The organism is Psychrobacter sp. CLB018, assembly GCF_041222815.1.
GTDB classification, from domain to species: domain Bacteria; phylum Pseudomonadota; class Gammaproteobacteria; order Pseudomonadales; family Moraxellaceae; genus Psychrobacter; species Psychrobacter faecalis.
Window position 1 is genome coordinate 937,799 of sequence record NZ_CP166085.1, and the last position, 17,394, is coordinate 955,192.

A 17,394-nucleotide genomic window follows, 5' to 3' on the forward strand; every position below is an offset into this window, starting at 1 on the left:
TAACAAAATAGCATTAAGGATTTGTAAAAATGTTTTTGCCGGCTGGTTAATGCTTTGTTGAACGGGCGTGCGCTGTAAAAATCAGCTGTTATCCATGCTACTATAGTGCGATAGTCAACAGCATCCATATCAACAAATAATAAATAACCTAAAGGATAAATGATGAGTCAACCTCAAAAACTGATTGCTGGTGCCAATGCGCCGCTGCCAACCGATAACATTAGCATCCGTATTTTAAGCCAAAGTGCCATTGATTGCGCCGCTTATCGCCTGACCACTAACGGTAAAGTACGCGGCGATGGCGACATGATATTTTATGGGCAGACGCGTAGCGATGATGGCAGTGTAAGTTTCCGTGGACATGATAGCGATGGATTTTTTGATATTAATTTACCTGCGCAGCCAGCGAGTATTGAGAAGATTGCCCTTGCGTTTTCTAGTGCGCAAACGCTGGCGCAAGTTGGTGATGTGGATATTCAGGTTCTACAAGGCAGCCAAGTGCTGATGACTTGCCAGTTAAGTGCCGCCGGACGTAATGAAAAAGCCATTATCTTAGCGGAATGTTACCGTCGCCAAGGTAGCTGGAAGTTCCGTTTTATCGCCCAAGGTTTTGAAGGTGGCTTAAAGCCGTTGTCTGAGCATTTCGGTGTTGAGATTGCCGATGAAGCGCCAGCTCAAGCTCAACCAATCAATACACAAAAGCCAATCAACACGCAAAAAGCGGGTAGTGCGCCGCAAACAACTACGCCGCCGCCAATTCCTAGCGCTGCTCAAAATCCGTCAATTAATCTCAGTAAAATCACCTTAACCAAGAACCAATCTAGCATCAATCTAAAGAAACGCGATGATTTTGGTAAAATCTCTGTCAACCTTAACTGGAATCAGCGCCCAAATAGCGATAAATCAGCCCCCAAAAAAGGCTTGCTCGGCGATTTATTTAAACAGCATAAGGCGGGCGGTATTGACCTTGATGTCGGGGCGATGATTCATCTGAAAAATGGCGAAAAGACGCTGATTCAGGCTTTGGGCAATCGCTTTGGTAACTTACAATCAGCGCCTTATGTGTTGCTCCGTGCCGATGATAGAACCGGACAAGTCAGCGGCGGTGAGTGGCTCGATATCAACGGCCAACAGTGGTCGCAGATTGAAGAAGTCTTTATCTTTGCTTTTATTTACGAAGGCGTACCAAATTGGGCGCAAACCGATGGTGTCGTGACCATTCATGTACCCGAGCAGCCACCGATTGAAACTCGTTTGACAGAAGGCACAAGTAATTTGCCGATGTGCGCAATTGCGCGTTTGGTCAATCAGCAAGGCAGTATCAATGTTGAGCGTATCAATCAATATTTTCAAGGTCACCAAGAAATGGACAAAGCTTTTAATTGGGGCTTCAGCTGGAAGCGTGGGCGTAAGTAAGTGCTTTAAGAACGCCAATCTCAACTTATCGTAGGCCTTTGATTTTTATAGAATTTAAAATTTTAATTGTTTTAACTGAAATTTTAAAAACTAAGTAAACCAATACCTTAGAAAAATAAGTTGAGAGTGGGGTTTTAAGAGTATTATTTAATAAAAAAGTCAGCCCGTCTACTGTAAATAGACGGGCTGATTGCTTATAGATTACTAACAGTCTTACAAGTGGAGCTGCAATGAATTAAGCATGCGGCGTGATAGCAGGCATCAAATCATGAAAAGTACGACCAGAAGCAGTTTCGCCAATGGCATGCATTTTCCACTCGTTATTATGACGATAGACTTTTGCCATAATCATCGCTGTATGGCCACCTTGCGCTGATAAATTGTAGCGGGCGACTTCCTGATTGTTATTGGCATTAACGATGCGGCAAAAAGCATTTTCTACGGTTTCAAACGTCTGACCAGTAAAGCTATTAACGGTAAATACTAACGATACTACGTTTGCTGGCACTTTTGATAAATCAACATTGATAACTTCGTCGTCGCCATCGCCGTCACCTGTGCGGTTGTCGCCCGTATGGACGATGCTGCCATCTTTTGATTTTAGCTGACTGAACCAAATCGCATCGACCGCTTGTTTATTGGCATCAAACATAATGCATGAAGCATCTAAATCGATCGAGTCGCCGCCCGTACCGCCGCCGAATAACTTGCCTAAGAAGCCGCCTTTTTTCTCTTGCTGGCCTTGGAAAACATCCCAGCCTAAACCCAATTTTACTTGCGTAAGCTCGCCGCCAGCTTCTTTGCTGAGGGAAATTTTTTGACCCTTTTGTAGACTAACTGCCATGGTAAAATCCTTATAATAATTGTGAGGGGATTAATGAATTTTTAGTGCTTATTTTTAATGCTTCATTTCTGCGCTGTTTTAGTGCTTCATTCCTGCGCTGTTTTATAGCTATCAATCTGGAATATAACTTTAATGATAAAATGCAACTTCAATTACAAAATATTATCTAAAAAACCACCGCTGCCACCGCGACCGCCTGAGCTGGTACCTAAGATGCTTTGTAACCAGCCTTGATAGCTGTCACGATTGCGCGAGCAGATGATGACTTTGCCTGTTCCTGAGAAGTTTAAAACCATGCCTTCACCACTGGTGACCGAATTGATAATATTGCTCATGATGCCTTTTTTCTTGCTGGTCGATACCGAAAGCTTATAATCAAGGTTTGAATCCCAGCAGACCACGTGGCCATTATCAATGATGACGTCTTTATCAGGCGTCACATCAATCTCAAATAGCGAACCAAAACCAGAAACGACAACTTGGCCTTGACCTTGGGTTTGCATCACCATAAAGCCGCCGGTATCACCAAAGACCGCGCCGCCGAGGTTACGCTGGATATTGGCTCTGATATCGACGCCAGTTTGTGCGGCAACGAACGCGCCATCGCTCAAGGTATATTGCTGCGCGCCGCAATCGATGATTTGCATATCGCCATCAAGCGTCGGTGCTAGCAGACAATCACCTTCACCATTGACGGCTTCAATCTGCTGTTGGAATAAGGATTCATCGTTGGCAAAGCGGCGCATCAGTGATTGCATAAGACCGCCTTGTAGCTTACCTTTAAGCTCAAGGTTCGACTCCATCATCACCATGGCATTGGCTTCACAATAAATCGAATCGCCTTTTTTTAAGTTACAATGCAAAAAAGGTTCAATGGTGCCGATTAAGCTAAACGTCGCTGCCATAAGCTGCAAATCCTTATTCTAATGTCTTAAATGTTTTTTTATAAAAATGAGCGTTTCAATTTAACTGGGTCAATTACATTTAAAGCCATCAAATGCTATGAATAGGCACACTTGATGGCTTATTAACTATCGCAATCAAATAGTCGATTGCGATAGTGGTTTCGGTAGTCGTCTTACAAACATCTTATAGAGCGTTAAACGTTAACGCCATAAGAAGAGGCTAATGGGCCTAGACCACCACTAAAGCCTTGACCAACAGCGCGGAATTTCCAGTCGCCGTTATGACGATATAACTCACCAAAAATCATCGCCGTCTCAGTGCTACCATCTTCTGATAGGTCATAACGGGCGATTTCGGCTTGACCATTATCATTGACCACACGGATATAAGCGTCGCCGACTTGACCAAAGTTTTGGTTACGCGCTTGACCTTCATAAATGATGGCGCAGATAGCGACTTTGCTGACGTCAGCTGGGATGCTGGCAAGGTTGATTTTGATTTTCTCATCATCACCGTCGCCTTCGCCCGTACGGTTGTCACCTGTGTGCTCAACCGCGCCGTTGTCCGACTTTAGATTGTTAAAGAAAATAAAATCTTGGTCATTACGCACTTTGCCTGCTTCGTTTACCAAAAAGGCAATGGCGTCTAAGTCAAATTCTTGACCGTCAGTAGCGCGTGGATCCCAGCCAAGACCAACGGTAATGTTGGTTAAGCCTGGGGCTTCTTTTGATAAGTTTACGTTGCCGCCTTTTGTTAAGCTAATAGCCATATAAATATCCTTTGGATTAATAATTAAGTGGATTTGATTTTATAAAATAAAAATAGGGCAGTCATGCTATTTGGATGTAAGTATTTCAGCGTAAAAAGGTCAATAAATCGACCTGTACGCCATAACCTGCCTATCATTACGTTTTACTATACTAAGCGTTTGCTTACTAAGCAAGGCGTATTTTGTGTGCCTATCTGACAGTTATATTTTTGCTTATATAAGAGGATGTTACGAGCATGTCTGACCTATTTTAGCTATTTATCTTATTATCATTTATAATAGCGCGCTCAGGTTCCCTCCACCCTGACTCAAAAAAAGGCCTCCTTTATGAATACCTGTACCATTTCGACCAATCCCGCTTCATCCATTCGTTACAGCCGTGCTTTATTTTGGCTTGTCAGCCTGCATATCTTTATCATCGCCATTAGTAATTATTTAGTGCAAATACCGGTCGGGCTATTTGGCTTTATTACGACATGGGGGGCCGTTACTTTTCCTTTTATCTTTTTGATTACAGATTTGACCGTACGCATCTTTGGTCAACATCTCGCTAGACGCATTATTTTCTTTGCCATGCTGCCAGCGCTCGCCATTTCTTACTATTTTTCGGTGGTATTTGCTGATGGACAGTTCGTCGGTCATGAGCATCTGCTCGATTTTAATTTATTTGTCTTTCGCATTGTCCTCGCCAGCTTTAGTGCTTACGTCATTGGACAGCTGTTAGATATCAAAGTCTTTAATAAGTTACGCCAGCTTAAAACGTGGTGGATTGCACCCCTGGCATCGACGTTTATTGGCAATCTGGTCGATAGCTTCTGCTTTTTTGCCATCGCTTTTTATAAAAGCCCAGATGCTTTTATGGCGACGCACTGGGTTGAGATTGGCGCGATGGACTATCTGTTTAAGATAGTGATGGGCGTGCTTATCTTTTTACCTTTATATGGTGTGATATTGGCAAAATTGCAAAAGATGCTCGCTGATAAGTAGCGCAAAAATTAATAGCCTAAGCTAATCCCTGCTCACAACTCTATTCTTCACAATTACTATAAAAAACAGGTCATAACCAATAATGGTGATGACCTGTGATTTAATAATCTGAATAAGTCTAAGTATTACGTCGACAATTATTGCGTTATTCAAGCGCTTGGTGTTTACGATAATTGAGTGACGCGACAAACGCCCAACCAATAAAGGCAATACCAATCAGACCAGTGATAATCTCTGGTACATGGAATTTCACCGACAATAGCATAATGATGGCTAGCGCGCCGATGGCATAATGCGCGCCATGTTCGAGATAGACAAACTCATCAAGCGTGCCTTTATCGACTAAGAAAATAGTCATCGAACGTACGAACATCGCACCGATTGCTAGACCCAGCATAATCACGATAACGTCATTGGTAATCGCAAAGGCGCCAATCACGCCATCGAAGCTGAATGAGGCATCAAGGACTTCTAGGTATAAGAAGCCGATAATACCACCTTTCATAATCGCACTCGTTGCTGCGCCTGAGCCAGCTTCAGCGTTTTCTAAGTCTTCTTCAAGGTCGCCTTCTAGCATACCTGAAACCACTTGGACGCCAAGGTATATTAAGATACCCCAAACGCCTGCAATCAATACCGCGGCTGACTGCTCAGGGTTGGCAAATGATACCGCAATCATCAACACGATAAGCGCGACAAACACACTCATGGCATCGACTTTGCCCAGTTTGACCAAGCGGCTCTCAAGCCAATCAAACCAATGTACTTCTTTATCATCAAAGATAAAGTTTAAGAACACGAGTAATAAGAAGATACCACCAAAGGCTGAGATTTCAGCATGGTGCGCCAATAATCTGGCTGAGTATTCTTTAGGATCGTTTAAGGCCAAATCGACCACTTGCATAACGCCAAGGTCAGCCGTCACTGCTACGATAACGATTGGGAATACCAAGCGCATCCCAAAGACAGCAACTAAAATACCAACGGTTAAAAATATCTTTTTCCAAAACTCGTCCCAGCCTTTGAGGACTGAGGCGTTGACCACCGCATTATCAAAGGATAATGAAATCTCCATGACGGCCAAAATAGCGGTAATAGATAAGGTGGTTATCATACCGCCTATACCGCCGTGTGAATATCCCCACCATGCCGCGACTGCTAGGGCAATAATGGTGAAGATAAAGTCTAAATAAAAATGTCTCATGACATATCCTGTCTGGTTGCATAAAGCTAAAGTCGGTCTATTATAAACACAAACCACAAAAAAAGTGGTTATCGCTAACCACTTTTTTGCCTAATTTTAAACGAAACTTAAAGCATTTCCAGTCTTTTAGCTAGGAATAATTGTGACTATTTTGCAACCATATTTTACTGGCAGAATGGCAAGCGATAGCGCTGCCATATTGCTCTAAGTTTCGGCGGTGTTTATGTCTAGGCATTGTTTTTAGTATGGGCTAAGTTGTTGGCAGAGGTTAATATCGAGTTAGATATTGACGCCATACTGATGACACATGGCTTGTAAGCCGCCTGAATAGCCTTGACCAACGGCGCGGAATTTCCACTCACCGTTATGACGATAAACTTCGCCAAACACCATTGCCGTTTCAACAGAGTAATCTTCTGCTAAGTCAAAACGTACTACTTCCGTGCCTGTTTCTTCGTTGACCACACGGATAAAGGCGTTGGCGACTTGACCAAAGTTTTGGCTACGAGCAGCAGCATCATGAATTGTGACCGTAACGACGATTTTATCGACATCAGCAGGTACTTGGGTCAGGTTTACTTTGACGACTTCATCATCGCCGTCGCCTTCGCCCGTGCGGTTATCGCCGGTATGTTCGATTGCACCATTGTCAGATTTTAGCTGGTTGTAAAAAATAAAGTCATGATCGCCGCGTACTTTACCAGCGGTATTTAGCAAAAACACGCTGGCATCAAGGTCGAACTCAGCGCCAGAGGTTGCGCGCTCATCCCAACCAAGACCGATAAGTAGCTTGGTTAAATTTGGGTCAGTTTTGGTGAGCGATAAATTACCGCCTTTATTTAATGATAAAGCCATGAGATTATCCTTGTTATTAGAGTGATTAAGGGTTTGATAGTTTGGTTATATCAATCAAAACGCTAGCAAAAGTGGGATTAAAGCGGTTATAAATCTGTCGCTTAACGGTTGCTAGTAACGTTCTATCATAGCAACAAAAAATGACCCAATCAAAGCTGATTGGGTCATAGTTATGTGTACGCTAAGACGGACTGGAAAAGACAAGGTTTAAATGCTGCTTTTATATTTAACCAAGCAGCTCTAGCGATGGCGAATCTCAAAACTTTGATGAATCGGCTTTTTGATATTAAAATCAAAACCTATCGTTTGTGGCGTGATATCGATAATGTCATAGCGTTCGGTTAATTGCTCATCAAGCTCAAAGCGCGTGAAGTTGTTGGAAAAATATAACACGCCATCAGAGGTTAAGCGGTTCATCGCACGATTAATAAGAGCAGCATGGTCACGCTGGACATCAAAGGTACCTTGGAACTTTTTCGAGTTTGAAAAAGTTGGCGGATCGATAAAGATAATATCAAATTGTTCCGTATTACCTTTAATCCATTCAAAAATATCAGCGGCGACGAATTGATATTTATTGCTGCTGACATTTAAACCATTTAAAGCAAAGTTTTGCTTGCCCCAATCAAGATAGTTTTGCGATAAGTCAACGCTGGTGACTTTTTTCGCGCCAGCCAATGCCGCGTGGACGCTCGCCGTGCAAGTATAAGCAAATAAGTTCAGCACCGATTTGCCGCGGCTATTGTCTTTGATACGGGCGCGCATATTGCGATGGTCAATAAACAAGCCCGTATCGAGGTAATCGGTAAAATTGACATACAAATAGGCGCCATTTTCGCGCGCAACATAAAATTTACCGCGTTTTTCGCTATTGCCTTGCTTGCTATATTGGTCATTGCCCGATTGGCGTGCCCGAGTTTTGATAAAAACTTGTTCGCGGTTAATATTGAGCACTTCGCGAATGCCCATCAAGGCCAAATTAAAACGTTTTTTTGCGGTCTCTACCGGAATGGTCTTTGGCGGCGCATATTCTTGCACGTGTACGTAATCGCCATACAAATCAATCGCCACTTTAAAGTCAGGCAAGTCAGCGTCGTATACGCGAATATTGCTGACATTGTCTTTACTAGCCAGCCTTTTAAGTTTGCCCAGATTTTTTTGCAAGCGGTTAATAAAGTCTTGGCCTTCTTCCACGGCAATCTCGCGCTTCTCAAAGCGCCTAATGAGGCTGCCTGTTTGCCCAGCAATCAAGGTACCGTAGCGGAAATAAACCGTGATTGCCCCATTATGGCAGCGCAAAGTTTTTGGCTCTTTAATGGGCAAGATATCAACCTGTTCGACATTGGCTGCCAAGATACCAAGCATCGGATTGACGCCACTACCCGCAAAGCTGTCTTGCAAAATAAGCCCAAGCGCTTGATATAATGGCTTAATCATATCTTCATCGCCCAAGCGCTCACCGTAAGGTGGGTTGGTAATGACCAAAGGATTGCTTAAGCGGCCATTATCGGCTAATGGCTTTAAAACGTGGCTGAGCTGATTAAGGGCGCGCGTTTCAAGGTCAAGTAGCGGTAATAAATCCTGCAAGCCTGCGGCAATCAAGTTCTTTTCTGTCGCCAAAATCGCGCCACTATCGGCATCGAAGCCCAAAACGAGCGGCAATGTATCAGGTTGTTCGTTGATAATCTCTAAAGCTTCACGAAAACGCGTCTGCGCATCGTCAATCATCTGTTGCCATAGCGCTTCATCATGATGTTGCCATTGATAAAAGCCAAATTGATTGGCCGCTTTATCGATACCGACAGCATAATCGCAGTGCATGAGTAGCGCTTCAATCATGAAAGTACCAGAGCCGCACATCGGGTCGATTAGGGCATTATAAAAAGGGGCATTACCGGCATCATTTTTCTTATGCCAACCCGCGCTATAAAGTAGCGCCGCTGCCAAGTTTTCTTTTAGCGGCGCTTCAGTCATGGCAACGCGGTAGCCACGGCGGTGCAAACTGGTACCTGATAAATCTAAATACAGCTCAGCCTGCTTGTCATTGACCGTCGCAAATACTGAAAAATCTGGGTTTTTACTATCGACATTCGGACGGCTGTCATAGATTTCGTTAAAGGTATCGGCAATCGCATCTTTGATACGCAGCATGGCAAATTGCTGACTGACGGCAACGCGCTTATCGACAGACAGACGAATGGCAAACGTCTGCTCTAAGCTAAATTGCTCGGTCCAATTGACCGATTTTGCCAAGCCATACAGCTGTTCTGCCACATCGTATTCAGTATTGATATTTTTACGTTTAATCAGCATCAATACCCGCGAGGCCACCCGCGACCATAAACAGATGGTATATAGGTCGCGCAAGCTACCGGTGACCGCTAAGCGTCCCGTACTTTTGATTTCGCTTGCAATGCCAAAGCTGCTTAGCTCAATTTGTAGCGGTGCTTCAAGCCCATCGGCACAAGTAATAATAAGGTCAAGCGACAACTCGGCTGCAGCGGTTGATAAGGAGTTGGGCGTGGTGGTTTCGGTCATACGGTTACCTGTGGGCTAAATTGATAAATAATGCACCTCAAAACCCTGATGTTTAAAATCTTGAGGCTTAAAATTATGAGGTTTAACTGGCAATTTTACCATAATTACGAAGTGGATAGTTTAAAGTGGCAGTGTTTATGGTGCAGTGTTTATGGTGCAGTGTTTAAAAGCTACATTGAAAAAATGATGACTTACTGGGTTTTGAAATTATCGAGCCGTTATTCAGCATCTTGTTTTAATGAGTTGTCTTCAGTAATCAGTTTGGTCGTGGTTGCAAAGGGCTTGGTGTCGATAGGAGAATCAACGTTTTTTGGCATTAGCAGGCGCATATGCGGGTAGGGGGTTGAGATATTTGTCTCATCAAAGGCGCGTTTGATATTTTCCGTCAAGGCCTCTTTAATCTTTGGCATACGCGCTACGGCGGCGGGCTTAACCCAAAAACGGATAACAAAAAACACCCCATATTCGCCAATCTCGTCTACCGTCGCTGAGGTTTCAGGGCGTTTTAGCACTACTTCACTATCAGACAGCACTTGTAAAATGACCTCGCGCGCTTTATCCACATCGTCTTCAAAAGCGATGCGCATACGAATATCGAAACGAATAAAGTTTTTTGAGGTCAAATTGGTGACCACTGATGAGGCGACATTGGAGTTGGGGATGATGACGGTGATATTATCGCGGGTCAAAATATGGGTCGTGCGTAACGCGATGACCACAACCCGCCCTTCATTATCATTGATATTGACCCAGTCACCGACTTGAAAGGACTGCTCAAGTAAAATGGTAATGCCGGCGATAAAGTTAGCAAGCGTCGATTGGGCGGCAAAACCCACGGCAATACCGGCAATCCCTAGACCTGCTACCAAAGATACGATATCAAAGCCAAATTGTGCCATAACGCTGGCAAGTCCGAAGACTAGTAATAGCACTGATAAAATATTTTTGAGCAGCTGCTCAATAGAGGCGTTTAGACCATAGTGCTGTAAAACCTTATGTATAATTTGTCCAGATGACGCCCATAACACATAGTAAATTCCCGCCCACGTACTGGCTTTGGCCGTGGCTTTGACCGTATCTGGTTCAAAGCTTAGCTGACTCATAATGGCAATCAAGCTGCTGACTATCCAAATATAGCGTAATACCGAGCGGGCGATTTTGGAGCGGCGTTCATTGAGACCAATGCGGCTTTTGCTTTTTTTGATAAGATAGATGGCAAGCCAATAAAAAAACCCCAATACCGCCAGCAGTATTAGGATTTTGATGGCTGTGCTCACCAGTTCTACTGATTTAGAAGTCCAGTCGAGTGAGTCTTCTTCGATGGAGCCGCCGATAGCAATATATAGGCTGGTATGTAGGTCGCGAACAATCTCTCGAAAGAAGTCAGTAATACCAGCGATTGCCATTGTTTTATCCATGCAAAGTTTGGGTCTACATCAAATGAATCGTAAAAAGAGCTTATACTAAGATAGTTCAGCTATAAAATCATCTAATAATAAAGTTTTAACGCTAAATTTTTAAGGAACAATCAGCGTAAACCGCGCAGCTCATTTTCAATCTGAGCTTAGCTGCGCGTAATAGCTTAAACCATATTAACGTTAATTTTAATAAAAATGGTTTTATCAGTCGATTAAAAAGTCCCTTCTTGAGTATCGTGATACTGATAAGGAATTTTCATCATACGCTGCACATCACGTAACGCCGTACGCAGACCTTCTAGTATCGTCGGATGATAAAAAGGCGTATCGAGCATGTCCTTTATACTCATATCATTGGTAATCGCCATCGCCAATATATGACCGATATATTCAGCATCAGGGGCAACCATGCTTGCGCCCAAGATTCTATCTGTTTTTTTGCAACCATAAATGTGCAGTAGACCACAATTGACACCCATCACGCGGCTACGACCTTGATTATCAAAGCTGACTTTTCCAATGACGTATTCAAGCTCTGAATCGGCTTGTATTGCAGGTAGCGACATGCCGACGTTGACGATTTGTGGCGAGCAAAAGACGATAGAAAACGGCGTAGCAGTTGGGCGGATATAAGCATCGCTATTGTTGTTACAGACCATACTACCCGCACTAAAACCTTCATCGCTGGCAATGTGTAATAAAGGCAGATTGGCATTGGCGTCACCGACAATATAAACTTCTAAATTGCCAATTTTACCTGTTTTTTTATCGAGCTGCTTTGGACGATTTTTGTCATCAAGCTCAACGCCCAAGTTTTCAACGCCTAGGGCTGCGATATTATTGCGTCGGCCCGTAGCGACCAATACATACTCGCCCTGCCACTGGCGCGTCTCACCAGCGCTGTCTTCGTAATCGATAAAAGCCGCTGAGCCATCATTACTAGCTGCTTGCTGACCGACGTCGTTAATTTTGCTACCCAAATGCATGGTCAGCTCACGACTTAAGCAATCAATGGCTTTATTACTGATATCCTCATCTTTTAGACCGGCGACGCGTTTGTCGCGATTAAAAAGTGTCACCTCGACGCCCAAACGTGTAAAGGCTTGGGCGAGCTCCAAGCCGATAGCCCCTGCGCCGCTGACGGCGAGAGACTTTGGTAAATCAGTTAGCTCAAAGACGGTATCGGAAGTCAATAATGTTTTGCCAAGTTTATCCGCCCAGTTATCAGGGATAAACGGCTTACTACCAGTCGCCACGATAATTTTATCGGCTTCGATGAGTTCATCATTGACCTCAATAAGACCTTGTTGGTTGATATAAGCTCGACCCGCTATTTTTGTCTCAGCAGGCCAGCTTTCTACTTGCTTTTGGACGTAACTGGCAAAATGATTGCGTTCGGCGCGAACCCGCTCCATCACTTGTTTGCCATCTATTTGAGCAGTAGCATGAATACCAAACTCGCCAGAATGGTTGGTGTCATGGGCGCGATCGGCAGCAGCGATGAGAAGTTTACTCGGCATACAGCCGACGGCAATACAAGTCGTTGACCAAGAGCCGTCATTAATAATGAGGACGTCGTCTTTTAGTTTTCTGGCTTGGCGAAAGGCGTTTTGACCGGCGGTACCGGCGCCGATGACCGCCACCGATACCTTGCGCGTCGCTTTTTTATTAGTGTTATTATCGGCGGTGCTGTCAGTCTGTTGATTCATATTACTCACAAAAAAAAGGTTTTATCGTAGTCGATAGAGATAAATAAAATTGCCAAATAATCATAAAAATATTATGGCGCGAGCGTGGCGAGTAAGCGTTCGGTATAGCCGGCTGCGCGTAAATTGCGCTGTGCATGAGTAAGTATGCCATCTTTATTAAAGACAAAGGCTGAGCGTACAAGGCCTAAGCTGACTTTGCCATACATATTTTTTTCTTTAATCACATCAAAATATTGGCATAATTTCTCGTCACTGTCGCTAATCAGGGGAATATGCAAATTGTACTTAGCGATGAATTTTTCGTGAGACTCAACGCTATCGCGCGACACACCGATGATATCGTAGCCCAATTCATCAAATGCATTGATATGAGTAGTAAATTCTGTCGCTTGCGTGGTGCAGCCTGGGGTATTGTCTTTTGGATAAAAATATAAGATAAGCCCCTTATCGGTATGGGCAACCAGCTCTTTTAGGCTGATATCGTCATGAATAAAATTGCCGTCTAGCTCGCGCACGATAGTGACCGGAAAATCGGGCAGGGCAAGGTTCTCTGTGGTGGGCTTAGCCATTATAAAATCCTTATTAGTTTCGGTTATGCGTATATTATGGTAGGTGGTCTTATTATAGGCAGATTGGCAGAAATAAATACTCCGTTTTACACTTCACTTATTCATTCGCAACAAAAAAGACTGGCAATGACCAGTCTTTTGTATTTTTTAGCAAATATTTTCTTAAGCAGCTTAGGCAGGTTTTTGTGGCTGTTTTAGGTCCAAGCCCACGGTGCATTGCTGCAAGTCTTTTTGCATTTTTTTCACGTAGGGAAGACCTGATGGGTCTTTTTTGCTTTTTGCATAGCTTTCGATTTCCCACATTTGACCGATGGTCATATTGCTACGGACACCGATGGTGCAGTTACAAAGTTTGGTGGCATCGCTTTTATTAGCGACTTTATATTTGACCGCGCCATTGACACAGGTATTGATATTGTCTTGTTTGATGTCGGCTGCGTTTGCTTGTGGTAAGGCAAACAGCGCCGCAAGAGCTAGGGGTAAAACGGGCAAAAACTTCATAAACATCCTCTACGGGTCGTGTCAATTTCTCAGATTTTATATAAAAATCTTGGTAGTGTTATGTGGTCACAGGTTTTATGGCTTATATAAGTGATGATAAAAGTATAGGTAACTATAAAAGCCTTTTTTATCTATGTCACTCATTATATTTTAGTAAACCAGCAGTATATGCCGCTTGTGACTGACATAGTCGCTCATACCATAGCAAGTAAATCGTCTAAAATACAACGCTAGCGTGCTGTGTTAATGCAAGCAAATGTTGCGCAAATGTTTAATAAGCCATTATGCTAAGATAATAATAGTGGCATTTTCAAGTGCTTAACAGAATATTTCCAAAGGCTTATTAAGACTCATTAGACTGGTAACGCGTCGGATCAGCAACCCCAGCTTGGGCAAATCCTTGGCGGCGTAGGACGCAGCTGTCGCAAATACCGCAAGCAAGACCATTGGCATCTGCCTGATAACAAGAAATCGTCTGCCCATAATCGACCCCGAGCGCTAAACCGAGCTCAATGGTTTTGGCTTTGGATAAATGCTGCAACGGCGTTTGAATCGATAAATGATGACCAGTAACGCCAGCTTTGGTGGCAAGGTTTGCCATGTGTTCGAAGGCGGCGATATATTCTGGACGACAATCAGGGTAGCCTGAATAGTCGACCGAACTGACACCGATGACGATATGATTAGCATCAGTGACTTCAGCGACTGCCAAGGCATAAGATAAAAATATGGTATTACGCGCCGGCACATAGGTATTTGGAATGGCATTATTATCAAAGTTATCGACGTTATCAACGTTATCGATATTATTGACATCACTGCCATCGCTATCGTTACTCGGGAATTTATCCGCATCGCCATCAGGGACAATCATGCTGTGGTCGGTGAGTGATGAGCCACCAAGCTGGGCGATATCGATATCAATAATGCGATGGTTAACATTGGCAGTCTTTGCAATGGTTTTGGCAGCGACAAGCTCGCTATTATGGCGTTGACCATAGTTAAAACTGACCGCCGTCACAGACGCATAGCGCGCCTTTGCCCAATACAAACACGTCACGGAATCAAGCCCGCCTGATAGCAGCACCACGGCATTTTGGCTTTTATGTAGTGCTGCTAAATCAGCATTGTCTTTGAGACTGGGAGAGGAGGTCTGCGCAGTTATTTGAGTCATAGTATTGTCTATTGTTGGTTTAAGAAATTTGAAAAATTTGAGTTTCTGAGAAATGGCTATTTTAACTAGGGCGTGTCCTCATTTAGATGTCTATCGATTGAATTGAGGAAACGCCCTAAGGTGGCATTATTACATAACTTTGAAGATATGTTTAATTGCCCTTAAGTGGCGATAAAAATGGGCACAAAAAGCCACTAATTTTGTGCGACTTTTCAATCTGTTAGCAAAATTTGTTATAATCGCTGCTTTTAAAGCCAGCTTGTTAAAGTTACGGCTGCTTATTTTTACCGTAACATCAACTTTGTAAAGATATTGAGTGCCTTATGACCGTAGCGACCTTGTTTACGCCTAAAATCCCTTCCCAGTTTGATGCAGCAACTAGCGATACGATTTCTGCAGATGCCGATTCTACCAATACTGGCTGGGATAGTGATGCTGAAGATACTGATAGCATGGATGACGACGGTGCTGACGAGACCATGAGTAACGATAATACCGCTGAGCAAGCATCTTCTACGCACATTTTACCGACTGAAACGGCAGAATTTCGCAAGCTACAAAAAAAGCTACGTCGCCAAGTATCATGGGCGATTCGCGATTTTAATATGATTGAAGACGGCGATGTTGTTATGGTTTGCGTTTCAGGCGGTAAAGACAGCTATACGTTGCTCGATATCTTATTGCTGCTCAAACGCATTGCCCCGATTAGCTTTGATATCGTTGCGGTAAATCTTGACCAAAAACAGCCCGGTTATCCAGAAGATATTTTGCCCGCTTATTTGAATGAGCAAGGTATTGCCCATTATATTTTAGAAAAAGATACCTATAGTATCGTCAAAAGCGTGGTGCCAGAAGGTAAAACGTACTGCTCGGCCTGCTCACGCCTGCGTCGCGGTTCGCTATATGGTTTTGCCAAACAAATCGGTGCCACCAAAATCGCCCTTGGTCATCACCGCGATGATATGCTGGCGACGTTCTTTTTAAACTTATTCCACGGCGGCGCGCTGAAATCTATGCCGCCAAAACTGCTAAGCGATGATAAGCAAAACTTACTGATTCGTCCGCTTGCTTATGTTGAAGAAAAAGACATCATTGAATACGCACGTTTAAAAGAGTTTCCGATTATTCCGTGTAATCTATGCGGCAGCCAAACCAATCTGCAACGAGCAATTATCAATGACATGCTACGCGAATGGGATAACGCCCATCCGCAGCGTTTGGCGTCTATTTTTAAAGCGATGCAAAACGTCGCACCGTCACAATTGGCCGATCGCGAGTTGTTTGACTTTGAAACTTTAAGCATAGAGCGCGATGACAATGAGCGCTTATTCGAAGGCGATAATATCCAAGCAGGGCAGACCGACAGTTTGGCTGAGATTGGTTTACCAGTAGCGCCAAAAACTCAAGTTTTTAATCCGAAGTTTGCCAGTCATCACAACCACGACCATGATCAGCAGGCAGAAAGCACCGATAGCATGGCAAAAACTAGCCGTACCACGCAAAAAATCCCCACGATTAATCCGGTGATTTAAATCATATAGATAGCTATAGTCAAAATATCCTAAAAACGCGACGGTATTGCTGATATCAACTTTTTGTAGCCTCTGTCTGCGCAGGTACAGCAAGCAAGAAAAACTGAAATCAGCAGTGCGTGATGTATCGATATTACTTTTTACTCACTATGTTTTTATAAAATTACCAACAAAAAAAACCAGCGCATTATTCACTAATGGCTGGTTTTTTTTGTATTTATTTAACCTTAACAATTAACTTTTGGCAAAAACGGGTAGAGGGTTAAAACTCACCTCAGGGCGTGGTAATTTTGCCACATCCTGCATGCGCCAATCATTCTTTCCATCATAACTGACTTGCAAATAATATTTGCCTTTTACGTCATCCAAATCGACTTGCGCCGTGTACTTGTTACCTTCTTGATGTTTGAGTACCGCATCGCGGTCTTTTTTAATGTCAGTGGCGTGCGAGATAGACAACTCTAAAGAATCAGGATAGGTCAAAGGCTCACCGTTTAATAATTTACCAGACTGCAAGCTTTGCTCAGGATAATTGAGATAAAACACGACATCGCCATTATCGGCAAACTGCATCTTGCCATGTAAATCTAAATCATAGGTGAGCTTGTCGCGTGAGACGTCATGATATAGGGTTTTGCCATCCATATACCAATCGTCGCGTACCACGCTATCACGGATTTGATAAGAATAATAAACAAACCAAATGCAAGCGATTACTACAAAAGCTGGCATGCCAATGACAAAGATAACCACCATATAGTTTTTGTACCATGGTTGGCTGTCTTGATGCTTAAAGTTCGGTGCTGGACTAGACATAACATACCTATTAATCAGATACTCGTTTATAAAGTGCGGTTTGTCAGCTTATTATAAACGCTATCAAAAAATAAACCGACGGCTCAGAGCAGCCAGTTTAATGATAAATACTTCACCCGCAAGTCAATGATAATTAGCCTTTGACTAAGTGCCACT

At 43.4% G+C, this 17,394-nt stretch carries 15 protein-coding genes; 3 read left to right on the top strand and 12 right to left on the bottom strand.

Features of this window, described 5'->3' with window-relative positions:
• The first annotated feature begins 162 nt into the window (after positions 1-162).
• Entirely contained in the window at positions 163-1,416 is a 1,254-nt protein-coding gene (locus tag AB8P72_RS04140) for a TerD family protein (protein WP_369958067.1), read from the top strand.
• Positions 1,417-1,651: 235 nt separating this feature from the next.
• On the opposite strand, the gene AB8P72_RS04145 is transcribed toward AB8P72_RS04140, so the two are convergent.
• The 3 genes from AB8P72_RS04145 to AB8P72_RS04155 form a co-directional block, all read right to left on the bottom strand.
• Positions 1,652-2,260: a TerD family protein gene (locus AB8P72_RS04145; protein WP_068408075.1), complete on the bottom strand. Its 609-nt coding sequence runs from the start codon at positions 2,258-2,260 to the stop codon at positions 1,652-1,654.
• Between the two features lie 152 nt (positions 2,261-2,412).
• A complete protein-coding gene (locus AB8P72_RS04150; RefSeq protein ID WP_068408074.1) occupies positions 2,413-3,165 on the bottom strand; it encodes a TIGR00266 family protein in 753 nt (250 codons plus the stop codon).
• A 194-nt stretch (positions 3,166-3,359) separates the two neighbouring features.
• Positions 3,360-3,935, bottom strand: a complete 576-nt coding sequence (locus AB8P72_RS04155) for a TerD family protein (protein WP_068408073.1) — start codon at positions 3,933-3,935, stop codon at positions 3,360-3,362.
• Between the two features lie 327 nt (positions 3,936-4,262).
• Here AB8P72_RS04155 and AB8P72_RS04160 point away from each other — a divergent pair, with 327 nt between their 5' ends.
• Positions 4,263-4,922, top strand: coding sequence for a 7-cyano-7-deazaguanine/7-aminomethyl-7-deazaguanine transporter (locus tag AB8P72_RS04160; protein WP_068408071.1), 660 nt, complete (start codon positions 4,263-4,265; stop codon positions 4,920-4,922).
• Positions 4,923-5,067: 145 nt separating this feature from the next.
• On the opposite strand, the gene AB8P72_RS04165 is transcribed toward AB8P72_RS04160, so the two are convergent.
• The 8 genes from AB8P72_RS04165 to queC all read right to left on the bottom strand — a co-directional run bounded on the left by AB8P72_RS04165 (position 5,068) and on the right by queC (position 14,890).
• A complete protein-coding gene (locus AB8P72_RS04165; protein WP_068408069.1) occupies positions 5,068-6,126 on the bottom strand; it encodes a DUF475 domain-containing protein in 1,059 nt (352 codons plus the stop codon).
• Between the two features lie 279 nt (positions 6,127-6,405).
• Entirely contained in the window at positions 6,406-6,981 is a 576-nt protein-coding gene (locus tag AB8P72_RS04170) for a TerD family protein (protein ID WP_068408067.1), read from the bottom strand.
• Positions 6,982-7,221: 240 nt separating this feature from the next.
• Positions 7,222-9,519, bottom strand: coding sequence for a bifunctional 23S rRNA (guanine(2069)-N(7))-methyltransferase RlmK/23S rRNA (guanine(2445)-N(2))-methyltransferase RlmL (gene rlmKL / locus AB8P72_RS04175; RefSeq protein ID WP_369958068.1), 2,298 nt, complete (start codon positions 9,517-9,519; stop codon positions 7,222-7,224).
• 218 nt (positions 9,520-9,737) lie between these two features.
• Positions 9,738-10,925: a mechanosensitive ion channel family protein gene (locus tag AB8P72_RS04180; RefSeq protein WP_369958069.1), complete on the bottom strand. Its 1,188-nt coding sequence runs from the start codon at positions 10,923-10,925 to the stop codon at positions 9,738-9,740.
• 224 nt (positions 10,926-11,149) lie between these two features.
• On the bottom strand, positions 11,150-12,646 hold the full coding sequence (locus AB8P72_RS04185) for a dihydrolipoyl dehydrogenase (RefSeq protein WP_369958071.1): 1,497 nt from the start codon (positions 12,644-12,646) through the stop codon (positions 11,150-11,152).
• Between the two features lie 71 nt (positions 12,647-12,717).
• Entirely contained in the window at positions 12,718-13,215 is a 498-nt protein-coding gene (locus AB8P72_RS04190) for a peroxiredoxin (protein WP_191690600.1), read from the bottom strand.
• A gap of 171 nt (positions 13,216-13,386) precedes the next feature.
• Positions 13,387-13,716: a hypothetical protein gene (locus AB8P72_RS04195; RefSeq protein ID WP_068408057.1), complete on the bottom strand. Its 330-nt coding sequence runs from the start codon at positions 13,714-13,716 to the stop codon at positions 13,387-13,389.
• Positions 13,717-14,059: 343 nt separating this feature from the next.
• Entirely contained in the window at positions 14,060-14,890 is an 831-nt protein-coding gene (queC, locus tag AB8P72_RS04200) for a 7-cyano-7-deazaguanine synthase QueC (RefSeq protein ID WP_369958072.1), read from the bottom strand.
• A 479-nt stretch (positions 14,891-15,369) separates the two neighbouring features.
• Here queC and ttcA point away from each other — a divergent pair, with 479 nt between their 5' ends.
• Positions 15,370-16,422: a tRNA 2-thiocytidine(32) synthetase TtcA gene (ttcA, locus tag AB8P72_RS04205; RefSeq protein ID WP_369958268.1), complete on the top strand. Its 1,053-nt coding sequence runs from the start codon at positions 15,370-15,372 to the stop codon at positions 16,420-16,422.
• Between the two features lie 234 nt (positions 16,423-16,656).
• On the opposite strand, the gene AB8P72_RS04210 is transcribed toward ttcA, so the two are convergent.
• Positions 16,657-17,238 carry a FixH family protein gene (locus tag AB8P72_RS04210; RefSeq protein ID WP_191690606.1) on the bottom strand — a complete coding sequence of 194 codons (582 nt, stop codon included), beginning with the start codon at positions 17,236-17,238 and terminating at the stop codon, positions 16,657-16,659.
• Positions 17,239-17,394: the final 156 nt, after the last annotated feature.

Bases quoted from the DNA above. Each gene is read 5' to 3' on its own strand.
- AB8P72_RS04145 (WP_068408075.1), bottom strand. From the start codon at position 2,260: ATGGCAGTTAGTCTACAAAAGGGTCAAAAAATTTCCCTCAGCAAAGAA.
- AB8P72_RS04195 (WP_068408057.1), bottom strand. From the start codon at position 13,716: ATGAAGTTTTTGCCCGTTTTACCCCTAGCTCTTGCGGCGCTGTTTGCC.
- AB8P72_RS04190 (WP_191690600.1), bottom strand. From the start codon at position 13,215: ATGGCTAAGCCCACCACAGAGAACCTTGCCCTGCCCGATTTTCCGGTC.
- AB8P72_RS04155 (WP_068408073.1), bottom strand. From the start codon at position 3,935: ATGGCTATTAGCTTAACAAAAGGCGGCAACGTAAACTTATCAAAAGAA.
- queC (WP_369958072.1), bottom strand. From the start codon at position 14,890: ATGACTCAAATAACTGCGCAGACCTCCTCTCCCAGTCTCAAAGACAAT.
- AB8P72_RS04140 (WP_369958067.1), top strand. From the start codon at position 163: ATGAGTCAACCTCAAAAACTGATTGCTGGTGCCAATGCGCCGCTGCCA.
- AB8P72_RS04150 (WP_068408074.1), bottom strand. From the start codon at position 3,165: ATGGCAGCGACGTTTAGCTTAATCGGCACCATTGAACCTTTTTTGCAT.
- AB8P72_RS04185 (WP_369958071.1), bottom strand. From the start codon at position 12,646: ATGAATCAACAGACTGACAGCACCGCCGATAATAACACTAATAAAAAA.
- AB8P72_RS04210 (WP_191690606.1), bottom strand. From the start codon at position 17,238: ATGTCTAGTCCAGCACCGAACTTTAAGCATCAAGACAGCCAACCATGG.
- AB8P72_RS04180 (WP_369958069.1), bottom strand. From the start codon at position 10,925: ATGGCAATCGCTGGTATTACTGACTTCTTTCGAGAGATTGTTCGCGAC.
- ttcA (WP_369958268.1), top strand. From the start codon at position 15,370: ATGAGTAACGATAATACCGCTGAGCAAGCATCTTCTACGCACATTTTA.
- rlmKL (WP_369958068.1), bottom strand. From the start codon at position 9,519: ATGACCGAAACCACCACGCCCAACTCCTTATCAACCGCTGCAGCCGAG.
- AB8P72_RS04160 (WP_068408071.1), top strand. From the start codon at position 4,263: ATGAATACCTGTACCATTTCGACCAATCCCGCTTCATCCATTCGTTAC.
- AB8P72_RS04165 (WP_068408069.1), bottom strand. From the start codon at position 6,126: ATGAGACATTTTTATTTAGACTTTATCTTCACCATTATTGCCCTAGCA.
- AB8P72_RS04170 (WP_068408067.1), bottom strand. From the start codon at position 6,981: ATGGCTTTATCATTAAATAAAGGCGGTAATTTATCGCTCACCAAAACT.